Source organism: Comamonas trifloxystrobinivorans (genome assembly GCF_043359985.1).
Classification (GTDB): Bacteria; Pseudomonadota; Gammaproteobacteria; order Burkholderiales; family Burkholderiaceae_C; genus Comamonas; species Comamonas trifloxystrobinivorans.
In genome coordinates, this window is the sequence record NZ_JBHZGV010000001.1 from 62,572 (window position 1) to 88,695 (window position 26,124).

20 protein-coding genes and 1 riboswitch are annotated in these 26,124 nt (G+C 64.3%); of the genes, 1 reads left to right on the plus strand and 19 read right to left on the minus strand.

Features of this window, described 5'->3' with window-relative positions; translation table 11 throughout:
- Positions 1-10 precede the first annotated feature (10 nt).
- From ACFIQF_RS00280 to cobO, 9 genes are all read right to left on the minus strand, one after another.
- Positions 11-2,185 carry a TonB-dependent receptor gene (locus ACFIQF_RS00280; protein WP_393939081.1) on the minus strand — a complete coding sequence of 725 codons (2,175 nt, stop codon included), beginning with the start codon at positions 2,183-2,185 and terminating at the stop codon, positions 11-13.
- A gap of 136 nt (positions 2,186-2,321) precedes the next feature.
- Positions 2,322-2,568: riboswitch (cobalamin riboswitch) on the minus strand.
- 47 nt (positions 2,569-2,615) lie between these two features.
- On the minus strand, positions 2,616-3,254 hold the full coding sequence (locus ACFIQF_RS00285) for a vWA domain-containing protein (RefSeq protein WP_393939082.1): 639 nt from the start codon (positions 3,252-3,254) through the stop codon (positions 2,616-2,618).
- Positions 3,254-4,345 (minus strand): magnesium chelatase ATPase subunit I, encoded by a 1,092-nt coding sequence (locus tag ACFIQF_RS00290; protein WP_393939084.1) that lies wholly within the window; start codon positions 4,343-4,345, stop codon positions 3,254-3,256. The genes ACFIQF_RS00285 and ACFIQF_RS00290 overlap by 1 nt, the downstream gene beginning before the upstream one ends.
- Positions 4,342-8,163: a cobaltochelatase subunit CobN gene (cobN, locus tag ACFIQF_RS00295; RefSeq protein ID WP_393939085.1), complete on the minus strand. Its 3,822-nt coding sequence runs from the start codon at positions 8,161-8,163 to the stop codon at positions 4,342-4,344. Before cobN ends, ACFIQF_RS00290 begins: the two co-directional genes overlap by 4 nt.
- Positions 8,163-9,224, minus strand: a complete 1,062-nt coding sequence (cobW, locus tag ACFIQF_RS00300; protein ID WP_393939086.1) for a cobalamin biosynthesis protein CobW — start codon at positions 9,222-9,224, stop codon at positions 8,163-8,165. Before cobW ends, cobN begins: the two co-directional genes overlap by 1 nt.
- 57 nt (positions 9,225-9,281) lie before the next feature.
- Complete coding sequence (locus ACFIQF_RS00305) at positions 9,282-10,088, minus strand: ABC transporter ATP-binding protein (protein WP_393939088.1); 807 nt, start codon at positions 10,086-10,088, stop codon at positions 9,282-9,284.
- The gene (locus ACFIQF_RS00310; RefSeq protein ID WP_393939091.1) at positions 10,085-11,104 is read right to left on the minus strand and encodes a FecCD family ABC transporter permease; all 1,020 of its coding nucleotides are present in this window, start codon (positions 11,102-11,104) and stop codon (positions 10,085-10,087) included. The genes ACFIQF_RS00305 and ACFIQF_RS00310 overlap by 4 nt, the downstream gene beginning before the upstream one ends.
- The gene (locus tag ACFIQF_RS00315) at positions 11,101-11,988 is read right to left on the minus strand and encodes an ABC transporter substrate-binding protein (protein ID WP_393939093.1); all 888 of its coding nucleotides are present in this window, start codon (positions 11,986-11,988) and stop codon (positions 11,101-11,103) included. Before ACFIQF_RS00315 ends, ACFIQF_RS00310 begins: the two co-directional genes overlap by 4 nt.
- Positions 11,988-12,614, minus strand: coding sequence for a cob(I)yrinic acid a,c-diamide adenosyltransferase (gene cobO / locus ACFIQF_RS00320; RefSeq protein WP_393939095.1), 627 nt, complete (start codon positions 12,612-12,614; stop codon positions 11,988-11,990). The genes ACFIQF_RS00315 and cobO overlap by 1 nt, the downstream gene beginning before the upstream one ends.
- 677 nt (positions 12,615-13,291) lie before the next feature.
- Here cobO and ACFIQF_RS00325 point away from each other — a divergent pair.
- Positions 13,292-15,463 carry a TonB-dependent receptor gene (locus tag ACFIQF_RS00325; RefSeq protein ID WP_393939097.1) on the plus strand — a complete coding sequence of 724 codons (2,172 nt, stop codon included), beginning with the start codon at positions 13,292-13,294 and terminating at the stop codon, positions 15,461-15,463.
- A 197-nt stretch (positions 15,464-15,660) separates the two neighbouring features.
- Here the strand turns inward: ACFIQF_RS00325 and ACFIQF_RS00330 are convergent, their stop codons facing one another.
- From ACFIQF_RS00330 to ACFIQF_RS00375, 10 genes are all read right to left on the minus strand, one after another.
- Positions 15,661-16,737, minus strand: a complete 1,077-nt coding sequence (locus ACFIQF_RS00330; protein WP_393939098.1) for an alcohol dehydrogenase — start codon at positions 16,735-16,737, stop codon at positions 15,661-15,663.
- Positions 16,738-17,628: 891 nt separating this feature from the next.
- A complete protein-coding gene (locus ACFIQF_RS00335) occupies positions 17,629-18,126 on the minus strand; it encodes a disulfide bond formation protein B (RefSeq protein ID WP_393939100.1) in 498 nt (165 codons plus the stop codon).
- Between the two features lie 147 nt (positions 18,127-18,273).
- On the minus strand, positions 18,274-19,398 hold the full coding sequence (locus ACFIQF_RS00340) for a sulfate/molybdate ABC transporter ATP-binding protein (RefSeq protein ID WP_393939102.1): 1,125 nt from the start codon (positions 19,396-19,398) through the stop codon (positions 18,274-18,276).
- 32 nt (positions 19,399-19,430) lie between these two features.
- Positions 19,431-20,414: a sulfate ABC transporter permease subunit CysW gene (gene cysW, locus ACFIQF_RS00345; protein WP_393939104.1), complete on the minus strand. Its 984-nt coding sequence runs from the start codon at positions 20,412-20,414 to the stop codon at positions 19,431-19,433.
- 3 nt (positions 20,415-20,417) lie between these two features.
- Positions 20,418-21,290, minus strand: coding sequence for a sulfate ABC transporter permease subunit CysT (cysT, locus tag ACFIQF_RS00350; protein WP_393939106.1), 873 nt, complete (start codon positions 21,288-21,290; stop codon positions 20,418-20,420).
- A 102-nt stretch (positions 21,291-21,392) separates the two neighbouring features.
- Complete coding sequence (locus ACFIQF_RS00355) at positions 21,393-22,397, minus strand: sulfate ABC transporter substrate-binding protein (RefSeq protein ID WP_393939108.1); 1,005 nt, start codon at positions 22,395-22,397, stop codon at positions 21,393-21,395.
- Between the two features lie 600 nt (positions 22,398-22,997).
- The gene (locus tag ACFIQF_RS00360) at positions 22,998-23,552 is read right to left on the minus strand and encodes a DUF1439 domain-containing protein (protein ID WP_393939109.1); all 555 of its coding nucleotides are present in this window, start codon (positions 23,550-23,552) and stop codon (positions 22,998-23,000) included.
- 110 nt (positions 23,553-23,662) lie between these two features.
- Positions 23,663-24,313, minus strand: coding sequence for a trimeric intracellular cation channel family protein (locus ACFIQF_RS00365; RefSeq protein ID WP_393939111.1), 651 nt, complete (start codon positions 24,311-24,313; stop codon positions 23,663-23,665).
- A gap of 111 nt (positions 24,314-24,424) precedes the next feature.
- On the minus strand, positions 24,425-25,102 hold the full coding sequence (locus ACFIQF_RS00370) for an RBBP9/YdeN family alpha/beta hydrolase (RefSeq protein WP_393939113.1): 678 nt from the start codon (positions 25,100-25,102) through the stop codon (positions 24,425-24,427).
- A 94-nt stretch (positions 25,103-25,196) separates the two neighbouring features.
- Positions 25,197-26,123: a LysR family transcriptional regulator gene (locus tag ACFIQF_RS00375; protein WP_393939114.1), complete on the minus strand. Its 927-nt coding sequence runs from the start codon at positions 26,121-26,123 to the stop codon at positions 25,197-25,199.
- Between the last annotated feature and the right edge of the window lies 1 nt (position 26,124).

Consider the following 26,124-nt stretch of genomic DNA (forward strand, 5'->3'; position numbering starts at 1 on the left):
GCCCCCGGCCTCAAAAGCGCACATGCGCCGTCAGCTCCCAGCTGCGGCCTGTGCCCAGCAACCACTGGCTGCGGCTGTAGGCGGCGCTGGCGTAGAGCTTGTCCGTCAGGTTGCGGCCTACCAGACTCAGCGTGGTGGAGCGGTTCAGGTTCCAGGCCAGCACCGCATCTGCCACGGTGTACGAAGACAGGCGCGAGCTGTTCGCGTTGTCGCTGTAACGGTCGCCCACATGGCGCAGGCCGAGCGACGCACGCCAGTCGCCGCGCTTGTAATGTGCCCAGGCGTTGGCGGTGATGCGCGGCACATTGGCCGGCCGGTTGCCCGCGCGGTCCAGGCCGCTGGCGCCTTCGAGCAAGCGGTCAAACTGGGCGTCGGTATAGGCCAGATTGCCTTCCAGGCGCCAGGCGGGGTTGGCGTCCCACACGGCAGCCAGCTCCACGCCTTTGGACGACTGCTTGCCGCCCTGCACCGATTCGGCCGGCCGGTCCGGGTTGCGCGTGATGATGTCGTTCTTGCGAATGTCGAAAAGCGCCAGCGTCCACTCGCCCCGGCCGTCGGCCAGCTGCTGCTTGATACCCACTTCCAGCTGGCGCCCCTTGCTGAGCGTAAAGCCGCTTTGCGATTGGCTCAGTGACAGCAAGCTGGTGACCGGATCGTGGCCGGTGCTGGCCTGCGCATACACGCTGGTGTGCTCGCCCAGGCGCCGCGTCAGGCCCAGGCGGGCCGAGGTGCCGCCCAGCTTTTTGTCAAAGCCGCTTTGGCTGAGCAGATCGCGCCGGTCAAAATCGTAGAGATCGCGGCGCACACCGGCCAGCAGCAGCCAATCGGCGCTCAGCTTCCAGGCGTCTTCCAGGTAGAAAGCATGTTGCTTGATGCGCGAGGACATGCGCGGCAAATACGGGTCGGCGCTGCTCCAGTAACCGTTGCTGCCGCCGAGCACCGGCACTTGCGATTGGCCGCTGTAAGGCGAATTGCTGCTGCTCGTGAATTTGGCCTCAGACACATCCCAGCCCAGCGCCAGCTCGTGCGCACCGGCCTGCAAAACCGCACCCAGACGGTTGCCGGTTTGCTCCAGGTCGTGGCCAATCTCCAAGTAGTCCGAGCGGTTCATCACGCCAGCGCGCGGGTCGTAGGCATAGGCCTCGATGTTCTTCCAATGGCGGTCGGCCTTCAGGTGGTACACCTCGTTGCGCAGCAGCACGCCGGCTTGCGGCGTCCACTCGGCCTTGATCTTGTAGCGCTCGTCCTGGTAGTGCACATCGCTGTCGAGAAAGTTGAAGTTGCGGTCGCGCAAGCTGCGGACAATCTTGCCGTCCACCACGGGCGAGCCAAAGTAGCGCTCGGGCTTCTGGTCGCTCACGTCGGCCGTCAGATCCACGCGCAAATCGCTGCTGGCTTGCCAGCGGATGGCGCTCATGAGTTTTTTGCTGTCGCTGTTGCCCAGCTGGCGTTGGCCGTCGCTGCGCTCGCCGTACACGTCGAGCCGGTAGCTCAGGCTGTCGCTCAGCGCGCCCGTCGTGCCCAGGCCAGAGCGCAGGCTGCCGTGCGAGCCCGCGCCCAGCAGCACCTCGGTGCTGCGCTCGCGGCTGGGCTGTTTGCGCACCGCGTTGATGGTGGCGCCCATGGTGCCGCTGCCGTACATGAGAGAGGCCGGGCCACGCAGCACATCAAAGCGCTCGTAGCCCCAGCTGCTGTTGGGGTAAGCCACGGTGCCGGCGGCCACGCCCTGCACCAGGCCGTCTTCGGCCACGCCTACCGAGTTGACGCCGGCAAAACCCCGGCTGGAAAAAGCCAGGCCGCCATTGCCGGGCTGGCTGTTGGCGCTCAGCCCCACGGTGCGCACCACCGAGCCCACCACGGCGTAATCAGCGCGCTCTTCCAACTGCGTGGCAGTGACGGTGCTCAGGCTGGCGGGCAGATCTTGCACGCTGATGTTGAGCTTGCTGCCCGAGGTAGCAGGCAGCGCCAGGCTGTTGCGCTCGGGCGCGTCGCTGGTCACCAGCACCTCGGGCAAAGTGACTTCGGCCAAAGCCAGCGCTGGCATACCCAGCAAAGGGCTGGCGCAGCACAGGCGGCTGAGCTGGCGCGTGAATGAATTGGTGGTTGGGCGAGTGCGTTTGCGCGCAGCCAAAAACAGCCGGGCGACCGGGCGCAAACGGAAAGAGGGAGAGAAAGCAGCGTTCATGAGATCAGGAGTCAAACTGCCTGATGTGGGGGCTGCTCTGCGCCCGACCCTGCCTGCGAAAAACGAAACCAGGGACGAGCGCAAGACCGCCCGTCCACACCCCGCAGACAGTTGGGAGAGCGCGCCCCAAAGGGCACGCCACGGCTAGACACAGGCCGGTCTCCGGGCTTGCAGGTCGGGGCGCGTTACCCCACCAGCATTTCGCCTTCCCAAACCGCGCCGCCCGCAAGGGCAAACGACTGGTTCAGTGGCTGGGCCCCTAAGGGCCCGAGAAATGCGGCTCCTGCCTACCGTTGCGGGGGCAGCCAAGGCTTGCGGCATAGCGCCGGCACCTTGTTCCCGTTTCACTTGCCGTAGCAAGCACCTGTGGATAGGCTTTCAAAAAAAGCATGCCGAGTTTAACAGTTGGCCAGGCGCGTGGCCGCCAAACTCAGGCGCGGATCAGCTCGGCCCCCCATTCCTGCGCCAGTTTTGGGCAGCGCTGCAGCTGCAGCCACTGCGTATCGAAATCGATCACCGTAATTTGATCGGCCTGCTGCGGCCGCGGCGGCAAGCTGGCAAAGCGGCCATCGCTCAGCAGCCACAGGCAGGCGTGCAGCGGCGCTTGCTTGCGCATGGTGCGCAGGCTCTCGTCCAGCAAGGCCAACGCGCTTTCCAAGGGCGTGCCACCACCGCCGCTGATCGGCTCAATCCAACCCGCGTTGAACGCCTGTGCCTTGAAGCTGCGGTGCAGCAGCTGCGCGCCCGTGCCGCTGAAGCCGATCACGCACAGGCTGTCGCGGCTGCGGTAAGCCTGTTCGGCCAGCGCCTGCAAATAGCCTTTGGCCAGCGCCAGCTTTTGGCCGCGCAGCATGGAAGACGATTGGTCCAGCAATACACAGTGCACCAGCTTGGCGCCCGATGCCTGCGGCCGGTAGCGCAGGTGCTCCAACGCCAGCGGCTGCGCGCCTTTGGCGGCCAAGGTCTGCGGCCAGTCCAGCCGTTGGCGCGCCGGCGTTTGGGCGCGGCCTGCGCCGCTGGTATTGCTGGCGCGCCCCAGCTGGGCCCGGCCGTCCTGGCTGGCGCGCATCAGGCTTTTTTTGGCAGGCCCGGCCTCCAACCGGGCACGCTGTGGATGGCGCTGGCTTGCGGCGCGGCCATGCCGCCCCAAGCATCACCGCCTTGGCTTCCAGACGCTGTTGCATCATCGGCGTGTGCATCGCCTTGGCCGTTGTTTTGGCTGGGCGGTGGCTCGCTCGGTGGCGGGTTGCTCGGTGGTTCGGCTTGTTGCGTATCGCCCGCAGGCGTTGGCTTTGGAGCTTGCGCATCCGCGCTGCGGCGGTGCGCCAAAGCCAGCTCGGCCACTTGCTGCACATCGGCCAAGTTCACTTGCGTGCGCCCGGCCAAAGCCGCGCTAGCGCGTGCAGCGCGCAGCATCACCAAATCCGCACGCACGCCTTCCACGCCGGCTTGTTGGCACAGCTCGGCAACCGCGTCGTGCACGGCGTCCGGCCAGGCCACGTTTTCCAAATTGGCGCGGGCGGCCAGCAACTGCGCAGCCAATGCGTTTTGTTGCTCTGCATGGCGCTGGCAAAAAGCTTGCGGATCGGCGTCAAAAGCCATGCGTGCCAGCACAATGCGTTTGCGCGTGGCCACATCGGGCACATTCGGCAGGCGCACGTACATGCCAAAGCGGTCCAGCAACTGCGGCCGCAATTGGCCTTCTTCCGGGTTCATGGTGCCCACCAGCGCAATGCGCGCCGCGTGCTGGTGCGATACGCCGTCGCGCTCCACGCGGTTAATGCCGCTGGCGCTCACGTCCAGCAGCAGGTCCACCAGGCGGTCGGGCAGCAGGTTCACCTCGTCCACATACAAAATGCCCTGGTGCGCCTGCGCCAGCAGGCCGGGTTTGAAGCTGATGGCCGCATCTTGCAGCGCGGCCTGCAAGTCCAGCGAGCCTTGCAACTGCTCTTCGCTGGTGCCCAGCGGCAGGTTCACCCACTGGCCGCTGGGCAGCAAATCGGCCAAGGCGCGGGCGCTGGTAGATTTGGCCGTGCCGCGTGGCCCCTCGATCAGCAGACCTCCCAGCAGCGGGTCTACCGCCAGCAGCAGCAGCGCCAGCTGCAAGGCGGGCTGGCCTTCAATGGCGCAAAAAGGGTAGTTTGTGGTGTTTGCTGTCATCGGGCCTCCAACAGCTGTTCGGTTTGCAACAGGTGCTGCTCCAGCAGCTCGGGGTAATCGCCCGGCTCTTGCCACAGGCCGCGCTGCACCGCTTCAAGCAAGCGCTCGCACAGGCCGTGAAAAGCCTGCGGGTTGTGTTGTTGCATGAATTGGCGGGTATCGGCATCGGCCACAAAAGCATCGGTCACGCGGGCGTATTGGTCGTCGCGCACCACCTGGGCCGTGGCGTCGAAGGCGAACAAATAATCCACCGTGGCCGCAATCTCAAACGCGCCTTTGTAGCCGTGGCGCTTCACGCCATCTATCCATTTGGGGTTGGTCACGCGCGAGCGCAGCACGCGGCTGATCTCTTCTTGCAAAGTGCGCATGCGCGGCGCTTGCGGGTTGCTGTGGTCGCCAAAATACAGCGCCGGTTGCTGGCCGCTGAAGTGCCGCACCGCGGCCGCCATGCCGCCTTGGAACTGGTAGTAGTCGTCCGAATCGAGCAGGTCGTGCTCGCGGTTGTCCTGGTTGTGCACCACCAATTGCAGCTTGGACAGGCGCCGCACAAAGGTCTCGGGCACGGCCATGCCTTCCAGGTTTTGGCCGTAGGCGTAGGCGCCCCAGTTGCGGTAGGCGCTGGCCAGATCGGCGTCGTTCTCCCAGTTGCGGCCGTCGATCAAGCCTTGCAAACCCGCGCCGTAACTGCCGGGCTTGGCGCCAAACACCCGCATGCCGGCGTGCAGGCGCGCATCGCCCGCCTCCATGCCTTGCTGCTGCAATTGCTCGGCCTCGCGCAGCACGCGGGCGCGCACCGGGTTGTCGGCTTCGCTTTCTTCCTCCAGCGCTGCCACCTTTTGCACGGCAGCGTCGAACAAGCGGATCACGTTGCTGAAAGCGTCGCGGAAAAAGCCGGACACGCGCAAAGTCACATCGACCCGTGGCCTGCCCAGCACAGCCAGCGGCAGCACCTCGAAATCACTCACGCGCCAGCTGCCATCAGCCCAAGTGGGCCGCACGCCCAGCAGCGCAAAAGCCTGCGCAATATCGTCGCCGCCGGTGCGCATGGTGGCCGTGCCCCAGACCGACAAGCCCAGCGACACCGGGTACTCGCCCTGCTCTTGCGCGTATTTCTCTACCAGCAGCTGCGCCGATTTCCAGCCCAGCGTCCAGCTGGTTTGCGTGGGCACGGCGCGGGTGTCGACCGAGAAGAAATTGCGCCCGGTGGGCAACACATCGGGCCGGCCCCGGCTGGGCGCGCCGCTCGGGCCCGCAGGCACAAAGCGCCCGTCCAAACCGCGCAGCAGCTGCAACAGCTCTTGCGGGCCGCAAGCGCTCAGGCGCGGGCGCAGGTCTTGCTCCACGCGTTGCAGCACGGCCTGCGTGTTGTCCATGGCGGCGTTGTGCAAGGCCAGCAGTGGCAGCGCCTGTTCTGGCGCTTGCAGCAACTGCAGCGCCAGCAGCTCCAGCCGCTCGCGGGTATCGCCGGTGTTGCGCCATGGCGATGCATCCACCTGCGCCAGCAACGCCGGGCGCGCGCCTTGCCAAGGCGCAGCCCAATCGGCGTCCAGCGGGTCAAAACCTTCGCCCAGCGCCAGATCTTGCGCCAGCGCTCGCACCAGGCTTTGCTGGCTGCCTTTGCCGCTGCCCACCGGGTGGCGGGCCAGGGCCAGCAAGGTATCGCGCTCCAGGCGGCCCACCGGCGAGCAGCCAAAGACATGCAAGCCGTCGCGAATCTGCGCCTCTTTCAGCTCGCACAGATAGGCGTCGGTCTTGTTGAGCAGCAACTGCTCTTCTTGCTCGCTGCGGGGCGCAGCGAGGCCCAGATCCTGGTGCAGATCGTGGCGCACGATGTGCTCCAGAATCTGCTTGCGCAGCAGCTGTGCGCGCTTGCGGTCCAGCGTGGCGGCCTCGTAGTATTCGTCCACCATGCGTTCCAGATCGCGGGTTGGCCCGTAGCTTTCGGCGCGGGTCAAAGGCGGCATCAGGTGGTCGACAATCACCGCCTGCGCCCGGCGCTTGGCCTGCGTGCCTTCGCCCGGGTCGTTGACGATGAACGGGTACAGGTGCGGCATGGGGCCCAGCGCCAGATCGGGCCAGCAGGTATCGGCCAGCGCCACGCTCTTGCCCGGCAGCCATTCCAGGTTGCCGTGCTTGCCCACGTGCACCAGCGCATCGGCCTGCCAGCCCTGGCGCAGCCAGTGGTAGAAGGCCAGGTAGTAATGCGGCGGCACCAGATCCGGGTCGTGGTAGCTGGCCAGTGCGTCCAGGTGGTAGCCGCGTGCCGGCTGTATGCCGACAAAGATATTGCCCAGGCGCAGCCCGGCCAGCATGAAGCGGCCGTTGCGCAGCATCGGGTCTTGCTCGGGCGCGCCCCAGCGCTGCAACACCGCTTGCTGGTTGGCCTGCGGCAGGCTGGCAAAGTGCTGCTGGTAATCGGCCAGCGCCAGGCTTTGCCAGGCCGGGCGCAGTTGCCAGGAATCAGGCTCGTTGGTGATGCCGCTTTGCAGTTGCTCCATCAGTGCATCGCCGTTGGCCGGAATCTCGGCCAAGGTATAGCCGTGCTGGCGCAGCGCTTGCAAAATCTCGATCACCGAGGCCGGCGTGTCCAGCCCCACGCCATTGCCAATGCGGCCTTCCTTGGTGGGGTAGTTGGCCAGCACCAGCGCCAGGCGCTTGTCGGCATGGGGTTTGCGGCGCAGCTCGCACCAGCGCCGCGCCAGCTCCACCACAAAGCCCAAGCGCTCCAGGTGCGGCTGGTACTGCACCACGTCTGATTGCGTCAGCTCGCTGCGGTAGGCCAGGCCTTTGAAGCTGATGGCGCGCGTGATGATGCGGCCATCCACCTCGGGCATGGCCACATGCATGGCAATGTCGCGGGGCTGCAGGCCGTGGGCATCGGCCAGCCAGGCCTCCTGGTTGCCGCCCGAGAGAATGACTTGCAGCACCGGCACATCGCCCGCCAGCGCGTGGTCGCCCGGTGTGTCCAGCGAGGCTTGCGAGAACGCGGTGGTGTTCAAGATCAGCGCCACGTTTTCGCTCTCGCACAGCGCGTGCAAAGTGGCCAGGCAAGTGGCGTCTTTGAGCGACAACAGCGCCAGCGGCAGCGGGTTCATGCCGGCGGCCAGCAGTTTTTCGCACAGCACCTGAAAGACTTGCGTGTTGCCCGATTGCAGGTGCGCTTTGTAAAACAGCACCAGCACCACCGGCGCGCCAACCTGCCACTGCCAAGGGCCGGGCGCCTGCCAGTGCTGCACGCTGGCGTCGTCGTGCAGCGGATGGTAAATGGCGGCCAGCGGCAAGGGGCGAGGCGGCAAGGCGGCTTGCTCGCCCCCCAGAAAAGCCTGCCACAAATAACGCACAAACTCGCGTGCGTTGGCCAGCCCGCCCTCGCGCAGATAGCGCCACAGCTGGCGGCAGTGCTCTTGCGAGGCCGTGCTTTTTTGCAGCAGGTTCAGGTCTTCGCTGGTGTCGCCCGAGAACATCAACAGCGGCTTGCGCTGCGCCCGGCACAGCTCGCCCACGCGCTCGGTGCCATAGGGCCAGTAGCTCTCGCCGCCCAAATGGTCGATCACGATGACCTGCGCGTGCTGCAACACCTCGTCCACATACAGATCGACCGATGCGGGCTGGCGCAAATGCATCAGATTGGCCAGCCGCAGCGTGGGCAACTGCTCGCCATCCAGCCCGGCCTGCAACTGCGCATAGGCCTGCGCCAGCAAGGCCAGCGTAGTGTCGGCCGCGCTCAGCACCACGATGGCGGCCGGCGTCTGCTCCAGGCTGGCGACAAAAGCCTCGTCATCGACAAAGCCACCGGGTTGGACCGCGAGCATGTGCATTACAGCGCTCCCAGGGCCTGGCGGATGGCGGTCTCGTCCAGATCGTGGCCGATGAAGACCAGGTAGGTGCCGCGTTTTTCGTCGGCACGCCAGGGACGGTCGAAATAGCTGTCAAAGCGTTTTCCCACGCCGTGCACCACCAGGCGCATGGGTTTGCCGGGCAAGGCCACAAAGCCTTTGATGCGGTAAATCTCTTGCTCGGCCGCCAGTTGCGCCAACGCGGCCAGCAGAGGCTCGCGTTCCACCGCGCCGATCTCCACCACGATGGAATCAAACGCATCGTGGTCGTGCTCGTCGTGCTCATGGTCTTCGCCGTGCTCGTGGTGGCCTTGGCGCAGATGAATGCTCTCTTCCGACGCGCTCGACAAGCCCAGCACCACATCCAGATCAATGCGGCCATGGTCGGCCGCCACAATCTTCACCTGCGCTGGAATGTCTTCGCGCACCAGCGCTTCCACCGCTGCGCGGTCGGCGGCGCTGGCGGCGTCCAGCTTGGTCAGCACCACCAGGTCAGCCGAGATCAGCTGGTCTTCAAACAGCTCGTGCAGTGGCGATTCATGGTCCAGGTTCGGGTCTTGCTTGCGCTGCGCGTCCACAGCAGCCGGGTTGGCGGCAAACTGGCCGGCAGCGGCGGCGGGCACATCTACCACGGTCACCACCGCATCCACGGTGCAGGCGTTCTTGATTTCGGGCCAGTTGAAGGCCTGCACCAGGGGCTTGGGCAGCGCCAGTCCGCTGGTCTCGATCAGGATGTGGTCGATCTCGTCGCGGCGCTCAATCAGCTCGCGCATCACCGGGTAAAACTCCTCCTGCACCGTGCAGCACACGCAGCCGTTGGCCAGCTCGTACAGCTGGCCGGCCTGCTCGCCCGCCTCGTCTTCGCAGCCAATGCCACAGCCGCGCAGAATGTCGCCGTCAATGCCCAGCTCGCCAAACTCGTTGACGATGACCGCAATGCGCCGCCCGTTGGCGTTGGCCAGAATGTGGCGCAGCAGCGTGGTTTTGCCACTGCCCAGAAAGCCGGTGACGATGGTGGCAGGAATTTTTTGGCGGCTGTTCATGGCAATACTCCGTGAAAAGGGTGGATGAGAAAAAATCGTTGAAACCGTCGCTGCGCCCTAGCAGGCACGGCTCTCTGCGCTGCCGGCCCGCTCGCAAGCCCAGGGCAACACATAGCCCTGGTTGTCGTGCTCGCCGTGCATGGCTTGCACCTGGTAAACCTGTTGCAAGTTGCGGGCGCTCAGGACCTGGCGCGGCGCACCGCAAGCCACGGCGCGGCCTTGCTGCAAAAGCAGCACCCGGTCGCAAAAGCGGCTGGCCAAGGTCAGGTCGTGCAACACCACCACTACAGTGCGGCCTTGGCGGCACTGGGCGCGCAGCATCTCCATGACGCTGAGCTGGTGGAAAGGGTCGAGCGCGGCCACCGGCTCGTCGGCCAGCAACAGCGGCGCTTGCACGGCCAACGCACGGGCCAGGCGTGCGCGGGCGCGTTCGCCGCCCGAGAGCTGATCGAGCCGGCGCTGCGCAAAATCAGTTAGATGCATGGCAGCCAAGGCCTGCGCAATGGCTTGCTGATCGGCCGCCGTGCCGGCTTGCGAACCCAAGCGGCGCTGGTAAGGCAAGCGCCCCAGCGCCACAAAATTCTGCACCGTCAACGGCCAGGCCACCTGGTCGCCTTGCGACAAATAGGCAAGGTGCTTAGCGCGTTGCTCGCTGGCCATGGCGGCCAGGTTTTGGCCTTGCATCTGCACCTGGCCGCTGTACGGCAACAGCTGCGCAACAGCGCGCAGCACCGTGCTTTTGCCAGCGCCGTTGGGGCCAATCAGCGCCAGCAACTCGCCAGCCTGCACCTCAAAAGACAAATCGGCCACGCAGGTTTTACCGGCCATCTGCACTTGCAAACTATCGACAGCCAACAGCGTCATTGGCGTGCCCTCCAGCGCTCGCGCAGCACCAGGTAGAGAAAGAATGGCGCGCCGATCAAAGCCGTGACCACGCCCAGCATCAGCTCTACCCGGCCGCTCAGCAAACGCAGCGCAATATCGGCCGCCAGCAGCAAAATCGCGCCGCCCAAGGCGCTGGGGAGCAACAGCTTAGAAGGCTGGTGTCCAACGGCAGCGCGGAACAAATGGGGCACCACCAAGCCAATAAAACCAATGCTGCCCGTCACCGCCACGCTGGAGCCCACGCACAGCGCGGTGCCTGCAATAATTTGTGCGCGCAGGCGTGGCAGGCTCACGCCCAGGCTGCTGGCTTCGTCCTCGCCCAAGGTCAGTGCGTCCAGCGAGCGGGCGCTGCCAGCCAGCAACAGCAAGCCGGCCAGCACAAATGGCAGGCACAGGCGCAAATCGGCAAAGCTGCGATCAGCGAGCGAGCCCATCAGCCACAGCACAATGTCTTGCATGTCGGTGGGCGTGGGCGCCAGGTTGATGGCCAGCGCCGTGAGCGCAGCCGCCAGCGACGACAAGGCCACGCCGGCCAAAATCAAAGTGAGGTTGCTGGCGCCGCGGCTGGCAATGCGGTAGAGCACCAAGGTAGAGGCGCTGGCCACCAGCATGGCCGACACCGGCAGCGACCACGCGTTCCACTGCCACAGCCCAAAATAAATGCACAGCACCGCGCCCAAGCTGGCGCTGGAGCTGATGCCCAGCAAGCCCGGCTCGGCCAACGGGTTGCGCAGCAAGCCCTGCAAAGCCGCACCGGCCAGGCCCAGCGACATGCCCACCACCAGCGCCAGCACCACACGCGGCAAACGCACTTGCTCAAAAATCAGCAAATAGCGCGCCGCGTTGCCGCTGAGCTGCTCGGGCTGCATGGCCGCCAGCCACCAATCGCGCACGCCAACTGGCACCGAACCAATCTGCAACGACACCGCCACCAACGCCAGCAGCAGCGCCAGCAAGCCAGTGTTCAAAGCCCAAGCGGGGAATGGCCGCGTCATGAACGGGCTCCGGCTGGCTGTGTAGTTTTGGCCAAGGCTGCATCCACTTGCGCGGCTACGGCCTCGGCCGCTTCCACCAATTGCCAGTTGCTGCAGCCCCAGTCGTTCTCTTGCAGCAGCACCACTTGGCGCACCGCCATCAGCGCTTGCAGTTGCGGGTGGCGGCTGAAGGTCGATTTGGCAAAGCTGCTGTCGTTCACCAGCGCGGGCACGATGAACACATCGGGCGGATCGAGCAAGATGCGCTCCAGATCCAGGCGGCCCCAGCCCTTCAAACCCAGCGCCGTAGCGTGGTTACGCAAACCGGCTGCGCTCAGCACGGCATCCACATGCGTGCGTGCGCCAGCGCTGCCGCCGTTAGGGCGCAAATACAGCGCGCTCCAAGGGCGCGGCGTGGCCTGCAAACGCGCCAGCCGCGCTTGCACACTGGCCACCAAAGCACGCGCTGCGGCCTCGCGGCCAATGGCCTGGCCGATCTTCAGCGTGCTGTCAAAAATGCCCGGCCAATCGGTGGGGAAAGGCACGGTCACATTGCGCACGCCTTGCTGCTGCAACAAGCCTTGCTGGTGGCGCGCGTTCCAGCGGCGCGAGGCCAGCACCACATCGGGTTGCAGCTGCAGCACGTCTTCCGTCGTGGCATCGTTCGCCACAAAGCGCCGCGCCTGCACGGCTTGCGAAAAGCGTTTGGCATCTTGGCTTTGGCGCGAGAGCGAAACAATCTGCGCCGGATCGGCCAGGCTCAGCGCCAGCACATCGGCGCAGATATTGGTAGACATCAGCCGGGGCAGGCGCTGCGCCTCCGCCAGCGCCCAGACTGGCGCGGCGCAGGCCGCCGCCAAACACAGTGCTTTGAGCGCTTTGGGCGCTTTGGCAAAGGCACGCATCAAAAATCCACCCCGGCTTGCGCCTTGATGCCGGCCTGAAAAGCGTGGCGCTTGCTGGCTATCTCGCTCACCGTATCGGCCAGCGCCAGCAGTTGTGCGGGGGCTTCACGCCCGGTCAGCACCAGGTTCATCGTGGCCGGGCGCGCCTGCACGGCTTGCAGCAACTCGTGCAGCGTCAGGTACTGGTATTTGAGCAGCAGCGTCACCTCGTCGAGCACCAGCAGGCTGATGCCCGGGTCGCGCAACATCTGCAGCGCCGCTTGCCAGGCCTGGTCGGCAGCGGCTTTGTCGGCCTGCCAATCGTTGCTGTTCCAGGTGCAGCCGGTCGCCATGGCATGAAACTGCACTGCCGCCTTAGGCCCACTGCCCAGCAAGCCCTGCTGCAGCAAAAAAGTGACCTCGCCCGAGGCCTGGCTGCCCTTGATGAACTGCACCACGCCCACACGCAAACCATGGCCCAGCACACGCAACACCATGCCAAAGGCCGAGGTCGATTTGCCCTTGCCGTCGCCCGTCAGCACCAGCAGCACGCCGCGCTCTTGCTGCGCCTGGCCAATGGCGGCCTGCACCTCGGCCTTCTTCTCTTGCATGCGCAGGGCATGCGCCTGCAAAAATTGCTCATCCATGGGGAACCCCGCTCATCGCCAACTGGCCGTGCCAGTACTCGGTGGTCAAAAGACATGCCGCCCCCCCAACGCTGGTGGGCGGCGCAGGTTCAGCGTCTGCTGAACGGTCGGCGCACGATCAGCGGCCGCAGAGCGCGCAGAGCGACGAGCCCAGCCACTGCAGGCGGTGCTGGTGCTGAGCAAAAGATGAGAGAGAAACGGGGGCTGCCAACAATGGCAAAGACGGTGCAGACTGCTGCATGAAAACCTCCAGGAAAGCGCGTCCCAGGTGGACCAGCGCGCTTGCGTAAAGGCGCTGGGAGAACAAGGCTTGGCAAAGGTCTGACTTGGCGCAGCAGCACAACCGGTAAGGTTGGCGCTGGCTATACAGTGGCGCGACCGTGCTGGGTTTTCACCAGCTTCTTTGCAAAGACGACGGTCGATTCTACAACCAATGCCCTCGCGCCCGGCGCGCAGCGGCTCCCACGGGCCGCTGAACCGCAATAGCCGGGAGCTTCGTATTCACCATACGTATCCACTGCCTGCATCCACGGGCGCTGTCAAGCTTGTGCCGGAGAACGCCCGCCTTTGCAACACTTGCCAGCAAAGCAGGGCCAGATATGTAACAAACTGCCAAGCCCTGCCTAGAATCCGTATCCAAAGCGGAGCGCCATGGGTTGCGCCAGCCGCAAGCATTTTTGCGAAAGCGTCCAACCGTGCCGCGCCACCGCCTGCCCCGCCCGCCCCTGGCCCTCGCTGCTTTGCTGGCAGCGCCCGGCTATGGTTTGGCAGAGGAGCCCACGCTGCCCGAAGTCACCGTGCAAGCGCCTGCTGCCCAGGGCGCGCCCTCGCCCGCTTTCCCCGGCGGCCAAGTGGCTACCAGTGCGCAACTGGGCGTGCTGGGGCAAACGCCGGTGCAAGACGCGCCCTTCAACACCAGCAGCTACACCGCGCAAACGCTGGAAGACACGCAAACCCGCAGCGTGCTGGAGACGCTGGCCCGGGTCGATCCTTCGGTACGCCTGGAATACGGCGACGGTGCCAGCGCCGATGCCTTGATGGTGCGCGGCTTTCCCGTGGCCAACGACGAGCTCTCGCTCAACGGCCTGCCCGGCATCACCAGCCAGTTCCGCGTATCGCCCGAGTTTGTGGAACGCGCCGAAGTGCTCAAAGGCCCGGCCGTGCTGCTCAACGGCATGTCGCCCGGCGGCGCGGTGGGCGGCGCGGTCAACCTGGTCTCCAAACGGGCGGGGAACGAACCCATCACCCGCATCAACACCGGCTTTACCTCCGATTCGCTCTGGGGTGCCAACGCCGACATTGGCCGCCGCTTTGGCGTAGACAACGCCTTTGGCCTGCGCCTGAATGCCGGCCTGCGCCAGGGCGACACGGCGCGCGACTGGCTCAGCGAACAATCGCGCATGGCCGCTTTGGGGCTCGACTTTCGCAGCTCGCGCCTGCGCGCATCGATCGACCTCATTCACCAACGCCAAAACTCCCACGGCATTGGCAGCTCGCTCAACATGAGCGCCGTGGGCGGCCCCGTGCCCAGCGCGCCCGACGGCTCGGCCAGCTTTGTGCAAGCCTGGAACACCCAGCGCTCCACCGACGACACCGTCATGGGCCAGCTCGAATGGGATTTGACCGACCAGCTCAGCGTGTTTGGCGCCATTGGCCACGCCCGCAATGCCAGCAGCACGCTCATCGACCAGGCGCCCTACGCCAACGCCCAGGGCGACTACGCCTACTACGGCATCCCCACGCAATGGCGGCAAACCACCAACTCGGCGCAAGCCGGCATCAAAGGCCGTTTTGCCACCGGGCCGGTGCAACACCAATGGTCGTTCAGCGCCAGCCAAATGCGGCGCCACAGCATCTCTGAATTCGGGCTCACTGCGCTCGACGGCAACCGCGGCTACTCCAACATCTACCACCCCGTCACCGTGCCGCCGCCCACGGCAGCGGCGGTCGACCCGCTGGGCCCCTACGTCTGGAACGTGCGGGTAGAGCTGCCCAGCTACGCCCTGGTAGACACCATGGCATTTGCGCAAAACACCGTACTGCTCAGCCTGGGGCTGCGCCGGCAAACCGTCAACACCGACACCTTCACCGGCTACCCGCAGTTTGGCCAGAGCGGCACGCTCTACCGCCAAAGCGTCACCAGCCCCATGGCGGCCATCGTCATCAAACCCACAAGCCAGCTCTCGCTCTATGCCAACCACATCCAGGGGCTGAGCGCGGGTGCCATGGCCCCCGTAGGCACGGCCAACCAAGGCGAAAGCTACGCGCCCTACCGCACGCGCCAGTACGAAGTGGGCGCCAAATACCACTGGGGGCGCTTTGGCACCAGCCTCAGCCTGTTCCAGATCAGCAAGCCGTATGGCTCCATCGACCCGGTCAGCAACCGCTTTGGCGTCAACGGCCTGCAACGCCACCGCGGCCTGGAGCTGAACATTTACGGCGAAGCCGCACGCGGCCTGCGCCTGCTCGGCGGCGCCATGCTGATGAACCCCAAAGTGCTGGACACGGTTACCGGCCAAAACAACGGCCTGCGCCCCGTTGGCGCCACACGCCGCCAGTACAACCTGGGCGCAGAATGGGATCTGCCCGGTGCCCCCGGCTGGACCGTACTGGCTCGCGCCACCCACACCGGCGACAGCTATGCCGACAGCAGCAACCTGGCCCGCGTGCCCAGCTGGACGGTGGTCGACCTGGGCCTGCGCTACGCCACCCACTGGGGCAGCACGCCAGTCACCCTGCGCGCCACGCTGGACAACGCCTTCAACAAACATTACTGGAAGCAAGGCCAGTACACCGCCACGCTGGGCATGCCGCGCACGGTTGCGGCGTCGGCCAGTTTTGAGTTTTGAGTGGGCATTGGGCTGGGCGTTGAGCACACACCGAGGTCGTTGGCACTTCATGCAGAAGCCGTGCGACCGTCCTCCACTTCGGCGTTGCACACCCAATTGCTCGCTACGCCATTGCGCATTGAGCATGAAAAAGGCCACCGCTAAGCAGTGGCCGATAAAGCTTGGGCGCTCAGGCTGGCGTGTCAGCCAGCCACAGATCAGGCGGTGGCTTCTTCGCCGTTGGGTGTGAGCACCAGGCGGCCCACGGCCTTGCCTTGCTCCAGCGCTACCAAGGCGGTGAAAGCCTTGCTGAAGTGCATGCAGGTGGTGGGCACGGGGCTGAGGTTTTTGTCTTTGACCAGCTGGATGAGTTCTTGCAGATCGCGCAAGTTGCCAACGTAGGTGCCTTCATAGGTGATGGCGCGGATGGCATGCGTAGGCGTAGGCAGGTCGACATGGCCGCCGAACAGGCCGATTTGCACCAGGTGGCCGCCCTTGGTGAGCATGTCAATGCCTTGTTGCACGGTTTGGCTGGAGCCCACGCAGTCGATGATGGACCAGACGGCACCGCCTGCGGCTTCTTTCACCTCAGCCATGAAGTTGGGCGATTTGGGGTCGATCACCTTGTCGGCACCAGCGGCAAGCGCGGCAGCGTGTTTGCTGGTGTCGGGCTCGATCACCACCACGCCTGCGCCGCCCATGGCTTTCATCAGCAAGATGGCCATCAGGCCCAGACCGCCAGCGCCAAAGAGCACGGTTTTCTCGTCTTTGAAGACTTGCGGGTCGATCTTTTTGATGGCGCTGTAGGTGGTGAGACCCGAGCAGGCGTAAGGCGCAGCGCGCTCAGGCGGCATGTCGCCAATGTCCACCAGGTAGTAGGCGTGCGAGACCAGCACATGGTCGGCATAGCCGCCGGCCTGGTAGACGCCCATGGATTTGCCGGCGAGGCAGAGGTTCTCGTCGCCGCGCTTGCAGACCTTGCACTGGCCGCAACCGTGCCAGGGGAAAACCACATATTTTTTGCCCACTTGGACGCCCTTGGCATCGGGGCCGACGGCGACCACTTCGCCCGCGATTTCGTGGCCCATGGTGAGCGGCAGCTTCATGCCACGGTCGGCCATAGAGAGCTTTTTGCCATTGCCCAGATCGTATTCGCCGTGCCAGATGTGCAGATCGGAGTGGCAGACGCCCGCCGCCTCGATACGCACCAGCACCTGGTCGCCGGTGGGCACAGGGGTTTCGCGCTCGGTGCGCACCAGGGGCTCGCCAAAGGCGGTGACTTCGTAGCTGATCATGGCATCTCCTCGTTGATTGGTATGGTGGGGCGCCAGCGCGCCCGTCAGCTTTCCATCCTAGTGCGAGCCGGAGATTTGCGAAACGGCGGCGGGCTGGCGATAGTCACCTTTGGGATATGGGGCTGGGGCGCTTGGGCGGTGGTGGGTGGCTGTTTATTCCTTCTCCCGCTGGCTGGAGAAGGCTAGGATGAGGGTGGTATGGCCTAACCGTTTGCATGCGGTCTGCATTTGACGCAATGAATCGCCTTTGGGTGGTAAGCGCCGCGCCCCCTCACCCCTCGCCGGGCGCCCCTACCCTCTCCCGCAGGCGGGAGAGGGAGTTAACAGCCGGCGAGAAGCAGAGGCAACGCAGCCGCCAATAGATGCAATTAGCGCAGCGCTCGCAGGCTGTTCGGCTGTTCAAGATGTCCACCACCCCTTTCAGCCAGCGCCTGCGATCGGAGTAAACGGCGGCGGTTTGGCTGCCGCAGAGCAGCCAAACTTCGTGAACTGACTTGCGGTGGCTGTTTGAGCGAAGACCCTTGGGTCGCAGCGAGTTCCACCGCACGCCGCCGTTTGCTCCGAGCGCAGGTTGCCCCGATTGCCCCGCTACGCGGGGCGGTCGGGGTCGCTGGATGTAGGGCACGTTTCTTTGCTGACTTTCTTCTGGGCCGGCACACCGGACGTGCAGCAAGAAAGTTAGTCGCCCGCCGGGGCGAGTCCCGGCCAGCCGCAGCATGCAATGCCCACCAACGCCAGTTGAAAAACAAGCCTTCCAGCATCTGCGCGAAGCGCAGACATCTTCGTAGAGACCACAGTAGCTCGCCGCTACGCGTCCGCAACCAACGTCAGTTAAAAAACAAAAAGCCCCTCTGCCAAAAGCAGAGGGGCTTTTTGTAGCAAAACAGACGCTTAACGCTTGGCCTTGAACACCGCCAGCAGCAGCACCAGGATAAATCCCACAAACGCCACAAACGACCAGTTGGCAATGGTGCCGCCCAGGAAAGTCCAATCCACCGCAGCGCAATCGCCCGAACCCTTGAAGATCATCGGCAGCGAGCGGCTGATGGGGTAGGACTCGATCATGCCGTAGAAATCTCGCCCGCAGGTGGCGAACTCGGGCGGGTACCACTGCAGCCAGCTTTGGCGGGCGGCGGTGAAGGCGCCAAAGCCGGCAAACAGAATGGCGAGCCAGGCAAAGCTTTTCCACCAGCCGGCGGTAGAGGGCTTCATGCTGCCCAGCAGGGCCAACACGCCGACGGCGATGATGCAGTAACGCTGCACGATGCACATGGGGCAAGGCTCCAGCTCCACCACGTGTTGCAGGTACATGCCAAAGCCGATCATGGCCGCGCAGACCACAAAGATGAGCGCCAGTGTGCGGCGCGGTGCATTCCAGATCCAGTTCATGATGTCCTTATTCTGCCAACCCCGCCATCTTAAGCGTTTGCGCCTGCCCTCCCCTGCCGCTGTGCGGCAAAACGCCGCAGCCAAACTGCGGCGCTTTAGGGTGGGCACGGTGCCAACGCCAGCCGCCAGGGCCAGCGCAGGCAAGCGCTAGATATTGGCAGCGTAGTCGAGGAATATCTTGGCTTGGCGCGGTGTGACCACCAGCGTTTCGCCCTCTTTCAGGCCCATGGCTTTGTACTGCTGCGCAGGGATTTGCGCTTCGATCAGTTGCTCGGCGTCCGGGCTCTTGGCTTGGTTACCGTTGACGGCAATAAGTTCCAAACGGGCGATGGGGCCCACGACAATGGCGCGGTCGAGCTGGGCGATGATGCCGCGCGGCCGGCCTTCGGCGTCTTTCTCCTGGCCGGGCGAGTAGCGCTCCACATCGAGCTCGTGCGGGCGCACATAGGCCAGGGTTTGTGCACCGTTAGCGGCGCCGAGTTCGGGCGAGTCGATCTGCACGCCGCCTTCGACCACCGTGTGGCCGTCGACCGCACGGCCGTGGAACAGGTTGACGTCGCCCAAGAAGCCGTAGACGAAGGGGCTGGCCGGGTTGTCCCACACTTGCTGGGGCGTGCCGGCTTGCTCGATCTGGCCTTTGTTGATGACGACCACGCGGTCGGCCACTTCGAGCGCTTCTTCCTGGTCGTGCGTGACGAAGATGCTGGTGACATGCAGCTCGTCGTGCAGGCGGCGCAGCCAGCGGCGCAGCTCTTTGCGCACCTTGGCGTCGAGCGCGCCAAAGGGTTCGTCGAGCAGCAGCACCTTGGGCTCTACCGCCAGGGCGCGGGCCAGGGCAATGCGCTGGCGCTGGCCGCCCGAGAGCTGCGAGGGGTAGCGGTCGGCGATCCAGTCGAGCTGCACGAGCTTGAGCAGGCTCATCACTTTTTCTTTGATCTGCGCTTCGCTCGGGCGCTCTTTGCGCGGTTTGACGCGCAGGCCAAAGGCCACGTTCTCAAACACCGTCATGTGGCGGAACAGCGCGTAGTGCTGGAAGACGAAGCCCACGTTACGGTCGCGCACATGGACATCAGTGGTGTCTTCACCGCTGAACTGGATGGTGCCGCTGTCGGCATTTTCCAGCCCGGCGATGATGCGCAGCAGCGTGGTTTTGCCGCAACCCGAGGGGCCGAGCAGCGCAATGAGCTCGCCCGATTTGATGTCGAGGCTGACGTTGTTCAGCGCCTTGAAGCTGCCGAAGGACTTGGAGATGTTCTGGATTTCGATGCTCATGGCAAAGACCTTCAAATATCAGGGTGTGGTGCTCAGGCCGCAGCGCCGACGGCGCTGTCGTCACGCGGACGCTCGGGCGGCAAGCTGGCGGCGGCTTTGCGCTCGCGCTCGGTGCGCCATTCGGCGACCGATTTGAGCACCAGGGTGATCAGCGCCAGCAAGGCCAGGAGCGAGGCCACGGCAAAGGCAGCGGACGACTGAAAATCGGCGTAGAGAATTTCGACATGCAGCGGTATGGTGACCGTCTCGCCGCGAATGCTGCCCGAGACCACCGAAACCGCACCAAACTCGCCCATGGCGCGGGCGTTGCACAGAATCACGCCGTACAGCAGGCCCCATTTGATGTTGGGCAGCGTGACCTTCCAGAAGGTTTGCCAGCCGCTGGCACCCAGCACGATGGCGGCCTGCTCTTCGTCGCTGCCCTGCGCCTGCATGAGCGGGATCAGTTCGCGGGCGATGAACGGGAAGGTGACGAAGATGGTGGCCAGCACAATGCCGGGCACGGCGAAGACGACTTTCATGTCGTGCGCCTCCAGCCACGCGCCAAACCAGCCGTTGGCACCGAACAGCAGCACATAGGTCATGCCGGCCACCACGGGCGAGACGGAGAAAGGCAGATCGACCAGCGAGGTCAGCAGCGCCTTGCCCTTGAACTCGTACTTGGCTATGGCCCAGGCAGCAGCCACGCCAAACACCAGGTTCAGCGGCACAGCGATGAGCGCGGTGATCAAGGTGAGCTTGATGGCCGACCAGGCATCAGGCTCGCGCAGCGCGGCAATATAGGTGTCCCAGCCTTTGCGCAGCGCCTCCACAAACACGGCCAACAGCGGCAGCACCAGGAACAGCAGCATGAAGACGAGCGCAATGCCGATCAGCGTCCAGCGCACCCAGCGCGGCTCGGTCACGGTGCTGGTGCGCTGGGGGCCTTCGCGCTTTTCCACATAAAAATAGCTGGCAATGACCAGGGCCAGGCCCAGCACCACCACGGCAAGCAAGACAAGATAGATGGTTGGCATGGTTCAGATCCCCGCGCGTTTGCGTTGCCAGCTTTGCAGGCCGTTGATGAGCAGCAGCAGCACGAAGGAGATGGCCAGCATGACCATGGCAATCGCGGTGGCGCCAGCGTAGTCGTGCAGCTCCAGCTTGGCCATGATGACGAAGGGCGTGATCTGCGACTCCATCGGGATGTTGTTGGAGACAAAGATGACCGAGCCGTACTCGCCCACCGCACGGGCAAAGGCCATGGCAAAACCGGTGAGCAAGGCCGGGCCGACGGCCGGCAGAATGACCTTGTAGAAGGTTTGCCAGCGCGATGCACCCAGGCTGCCGGCGGCCTCTTCCAGCTCTTTTTCAAAATCTTCCAGCACCGGCTGCACCGTGCGCACCACAAACGGCAGGCCGATAAAGATCAGTGCAAACACGATACCGACGCGGTTGAACACCAGCTGAATGCCCAGCGGCGCAAAGAACTGCCCGACCCAGCCGTTGTCGGCCAGCAGCGCAGTCAGCGAGATGCCGGCCACGGCGGTAGGCAATGCAAAAGGCAGGTCCACCAGCGCATCGACAATCTTTTTGCCGGCGAAGCTGTAGCGCACCAGCACCCACGCGATGAGCATGCCAAACACCAGGTTGACCACGGCCGCAATGGCCGAAGCGCCAAAGGTGACCTTGTACGCCGCCACCGCAATCGGGTCGGTCGCCACGGCCCAAAACTGTTGCCAGGTGAGCTCGAAGGTTTTGAACAGCAAGGTGGCCAGCGGGATCAGCACGATGATGCTGAGGTAGAACAGCGTGTAGCCGAGCGTGAGGCCAAAACCCGGCAACACGCGCTTGGCTCGGCCGCGTTTGGCGGCAGGCGCGGCGCTGGCCGGGGCAGAGAGAGCAGCAGACATGGATCGCGGTCCAGTGGGAGGTAGAGATTCAGGAGCGCCTGGCACCCGCTCGGGCGGGCGCCAGCGGCGCATGGGGCGCAGGCAGCGCCTCAGAGTGCGGCTTTACTTTTTGCCTTCGGTGTAGAGCTTGTCGAACTGACCGCCGTCGCCAAAGTGCACCTTCTGTGCTTCGCCCAGGCTGCCGAAGTACTTGGCCACGGTGAACTGCTTGATGGGCTTGAACACGTCGGCGTGCTTTTTCAGCACTGCTTCGCTGCGGGGGCGGATAGCGTGCTTGGCAGCGATTTCCTGGCCTTCGTCAGAGTAGAGGAAATCCAGGTAATCCTTGGCCAGGGCGGCGGTGCCCTTTTTATCTACCGTGCGCTCAACCACGGCCACCGGGTTCTCGGCAGTGACGCTGACCGAGGGGTAAACCGCATCGACCTTGCCCTTGCCGAATTCGCGGTCGATAGAAACCACTTCCGACTCGAACGTGATCAGCACATCACCCACATTGCGCTGCAGGAATGCAGCCGTCGCATCGCGGCCACCCTTGGCCAGCACGGGCACGTTTTTGTAGAGCTTGCTGATGTAGGCTTGCGCATCGGCGTCCGAACCACCCTTTTCACGCACTTGGCCCCAGGCGGCCAGGTAGGCGTAACGGCCATTGCCGCCGAGCTTGGGGTTCACCACAACGACTTGCACGCCGGGCTTGACCAGATCGTCCCAGTCCTTGATGCCCTTGGGGTTGCCGTTGCGCACCAGGAACAACATGGTCGAGGTGGTGGGCGAAGCATCGTTAGGGAATTTCTTGGCCCAGTCTTTGGCGACTACGCCTTTTTCGGCCAGAAACTCGACGTCGGTCGTGGTGTTGAAGGTAACCACATCAGCCGCCAAGCCTTCAGACACCGCACGCGCCTGCGCACTGGAGCCGCCGTGCGACTGGTCCACCTTGACATCCACGCCCTTGGTCTTTTTGTAGTGGGCGATAAAGGCCGAGTTGTAATCCTTGTAGAACTCACGAGCCACGTCGTAAGAGACATTGAGCAACTGGTTCTGCGCCAGAGCCGAACCACTGGCTACCACCGCTGCTGCGACCAACAAGGACTTGATTCCACCGAATTTCATGTTCTGCTACCCGTCTGTATGGAGAGATGTAGCGAATTGTGGAGCCGTGTTTATAAAACTCAAACGAATATATTTTTGTTAATTTATGGTTTAAATGGAATAAGGATTGAGGCGAGCGGGCTGGCCGCCCTGGTCAGCAACCAAAGATGGCTACGCAGAAAACGCAAACCACCAAGTCGCTGTAAATAGGCGCTGCTCTAGCAGGCTGTTCGGCTGTTCAGGATGTCTCCACCCCTTTCAGCCAGCGCCTGCGGACACAGCCAATACCGGCGGTTTGGCTGCCGAAGGACAGCCAAACTTCGTGCTCTGACTTGCGGTAACTGTTTGAGCGGAGCGCTTTAGCGCGAAGGGAGTTTTACCGCACGCCGGTATTGGCTGTGGCCGCAGGTTGCCCCGAAAGATTCGCTACGCGAAGCTTTGGGGGACGCTGGATGCAGGGCGCATTTGTTTGCCTTCTTTATTGTTGCGCAACAATAAAGAAGGTCGCCCGCCGGGGCGAAATCCCGGCATCTGCGCGCAGCGCAGACCTCCTCGGCAGGAGATCTGGCGCTCACCACTACGCGTCACCCCACAGCCAGCAGCGCCAGCTGCAAAAACCATCTACAACCCCATATGCACCACAATCTCACCCTTCTCCACCACCACCCGCTTTACCAGCATCTGCGCCAAGCGCTGCTTGGGGTCTGAGCTGCTGAGCGTGTAGATCGGCCGCTCGGCAAAATACGCTGCAATCGCGTTGCTGAGCACGGTGTTGGGCATGGCCATGAACTTGTCTTGCACGCCGTCGAGGCGCAGGCGATCGACCACCGGGTCGGTGAGGAAGAAGGCGCCTCGCTGCGGGTCGTAGCGGATGCCGGCGGAGACGTCGACTTCGGATCGGAGCGGCGGGCGGATCGAGCCCGATTGCAGCGCCATCGTCACGTCCAGGCCAAAATCGATACGGTCGCTTTGCTCGTTGAGGTGCACACGGGGGTTGGCCAGCGTGACCGCGAAGATCGGGTAGGCCCGCGTAAGCGGCAGTTTTTCAGCGAGCTTTTGCTCCAATTGCGCTTGCGTGATGCGCAGCTCGTAACTCAGACGCCCCAAGTACCAATAACCCGCCGCAGCGACCAGCACCAACAGCGCCAACACGGCGCCTATCCATTTTTTTGCCATGGCAGTTTCCACTCCTAAGCCAGACAGAGGCAGGGGCGCAGCGATGGTTCCAGCATTCAGACGAACGGTCCATGTGCAGCATGGCTGCCGCCGGCGGGGCGGCCGGAGGCTCAGCGGTCTTCGATGCGCCAGCTCGGCAGGCGCCACTGCCGCCACAGCGCAATGGCACGCAGGCCGGCAGTAACCAGCACGCAGGCGAGCATGGGGAACATCTCGGGCACGGGCGAGCTGCGCAGCAGCATGTCGACCCAGCCGCCAATGAAGGCACAGACGGCATAGGGCTGGTGGTCGCGAAAAGCCTGGGGGATTTCGCCGCACAGCACGTCGCGCAGCACGCCGCCAAAGACGCCGGTGATGACGCCCATCATCACGCAGATGAGTGCTGGCAGGCCTTGCTCGGCGGCCATGTCCACGCCCACGGCGGCAAACAGGCCCAGGCCCAGCATGTCGGGCCAGAGCATGGCGCGCTCGGTCAGGGCAAAGTGGCGCTGGCGCATGAAGAGCACCGCCAGCAGACTCAGGCCCATGACCACCCAGACAAAATTGGGCTGGCGCACCCAGAAAAAGGGGCGCTGGTCCAGCAGCAGATCGCGCAAGGTACCGCCGCCAAACGCGGCGATGAAGGCGAGCACGCAGACGCCGACGATGTCCAGCTTTTTATGCGCAGCCTTGATCACGCCCGACAGCGCAAACGCAATGGTCGCGGCAATCTCCAGCACTTGGCGCGCGGTATCGATGATCTGGGGCGTATTGATAGCCATGGCGGCATTGTCAGGGCAAGTGCAGCCTTTGCCCGGCTGGCGCAGGCACTGTGGCAAAGCGGCGACAGCGGCGGGCCGCCGGCAGCCCGCCATTCAGCAAGCTGGTGCGGCCTAGCTTGGCGCCACGCCAACCGCAGCACCGGCTTGCGCCTGTGGCCTGAGCGAGGCGAGCAGCGCCCAACCCAAGGGCCATTCGCCGTGGCCGGATTCGATGTTGATGTGGCCGGCATCGGGCACGCGCACAAAGGTGCTGCCCCAGCTTTTGGCATAGGCGCTGGCCATGCGGATGGGGCAGTACGGATCGTTGCTGCTGGCCGCCACAATGCTGGCAAACGGCAAGGGCTGGGCCGGCACGGGCGTGAAATCTTCAAACAGGGCGCGACGCTCCGGGTCGGCCGGGGCCACAAACAAAGCGCCGGCCACGCGGGCCAGTACTTCGGGCGGCAGTTGCGCCAGCGCATGCACGCTGGCGATGCAGCCCAGCGAATGGGCCGCCAGCACCACCGGTTGCGGCGCGTTACAAATGGCGTCGTACACCGCTTCAGCCCATGGGGCGCGGTGCGGCTTCATCCAGTCTTTTTGCTGTACGCGAATGGCACCGGGTATGCGCTCGGCCCACAGGCTTTGCCAGTGGCCGGGGCCGGAGTTGCGCCAGCCCGGCACGATGACCACGCTGCACGCGGGCGCGGCCGCCTCGCGCTCCCAGCCTGCAGGCAGTGCAGCATGCAAAGGCAAAGGGGTGGCAGCAGAGGCAGTGGTAGCGGCAAAGGCAGCGTGGGCTCCAGACATGGGCGCATTGTGGGTCGCCCTCCTTCAAACCACAACGAATTATTATTTGTTTTGTTATACCCAATAGTTACAAGCAAGCGGCACCGCGGCAGCGCTACAGCACCTGCTCGACCTGGCTCGGGTGGTTGCGCGGCAGCTTTTCGCCCAGGTAATCGAGGAAAGCCCGCAGCGCAGGTGCCATATTGCGGCGCGAGACGAATGCGGCGTGGAAGATGCCTTCGGGCAGGCGCCAGTTCTGCAGCACTTCCACCAAGTCACCGCGCTCCAGCTCGTCACGCACCATGTAATCCGGCATCCAGTACACGCCAATGCCGTTCATCACCGCATATTTGAGCGTGACCAGATCGTCGGCCACATAACGCGCCTGGTGGTGCAGCAGCAGCGGTTCACCTTCGGCCGTTTGCAGGTGCAAGGTGGAATTGCCGTCGGCACTGGTGAGCGCCAAGGTGGGCACCTTGGTGCCCAGGTCTTGCGGCGATTCGGGCACACCATGGATGGCCAGCAGCTCCGGGCTGGCCACCAGCACCTGGCGTGTCATGCCCAGGCGCTTGATGACCAGGCTGCCGCTGTCGTCGAGCGACACGCGCACACGCAGCGCTACATCCACCCCTTCTTCGAGCAGGTTAATGGAGCGGTTGCTCACCATCATCTCGATGCGCACCTTGGGGTAACGGCGCAGAAACTCGGGCAGCAGCGCACCCACAATGCCTTGGCTGAGCGTGACCGGGCAAGACACCCGCACCGTGCCCGTAGGCTCACGCTGGGTTTGCTCGATGGCGGACTGCGCGTTTTGCGCCGCCTCGCGCACCGCCTGGCAGTGGCGCAAAAAGGTTTCGCCGGCATCGGTGAGCGAGAGCCGGCGCGTGGTGCGTTGCAGCAGGCGTACGCCAAGCTTGCTTTCGAGCTCGGCAATGCGGCGCGAAAGGCGCGATTTGGGAATGCCCAGCGCCCGGCCGGCCACGGCAAAGCCGCCGCGCTCCACCACTTCGGCGAAGTAGTACATATCGTTGAGGTCGTGCATG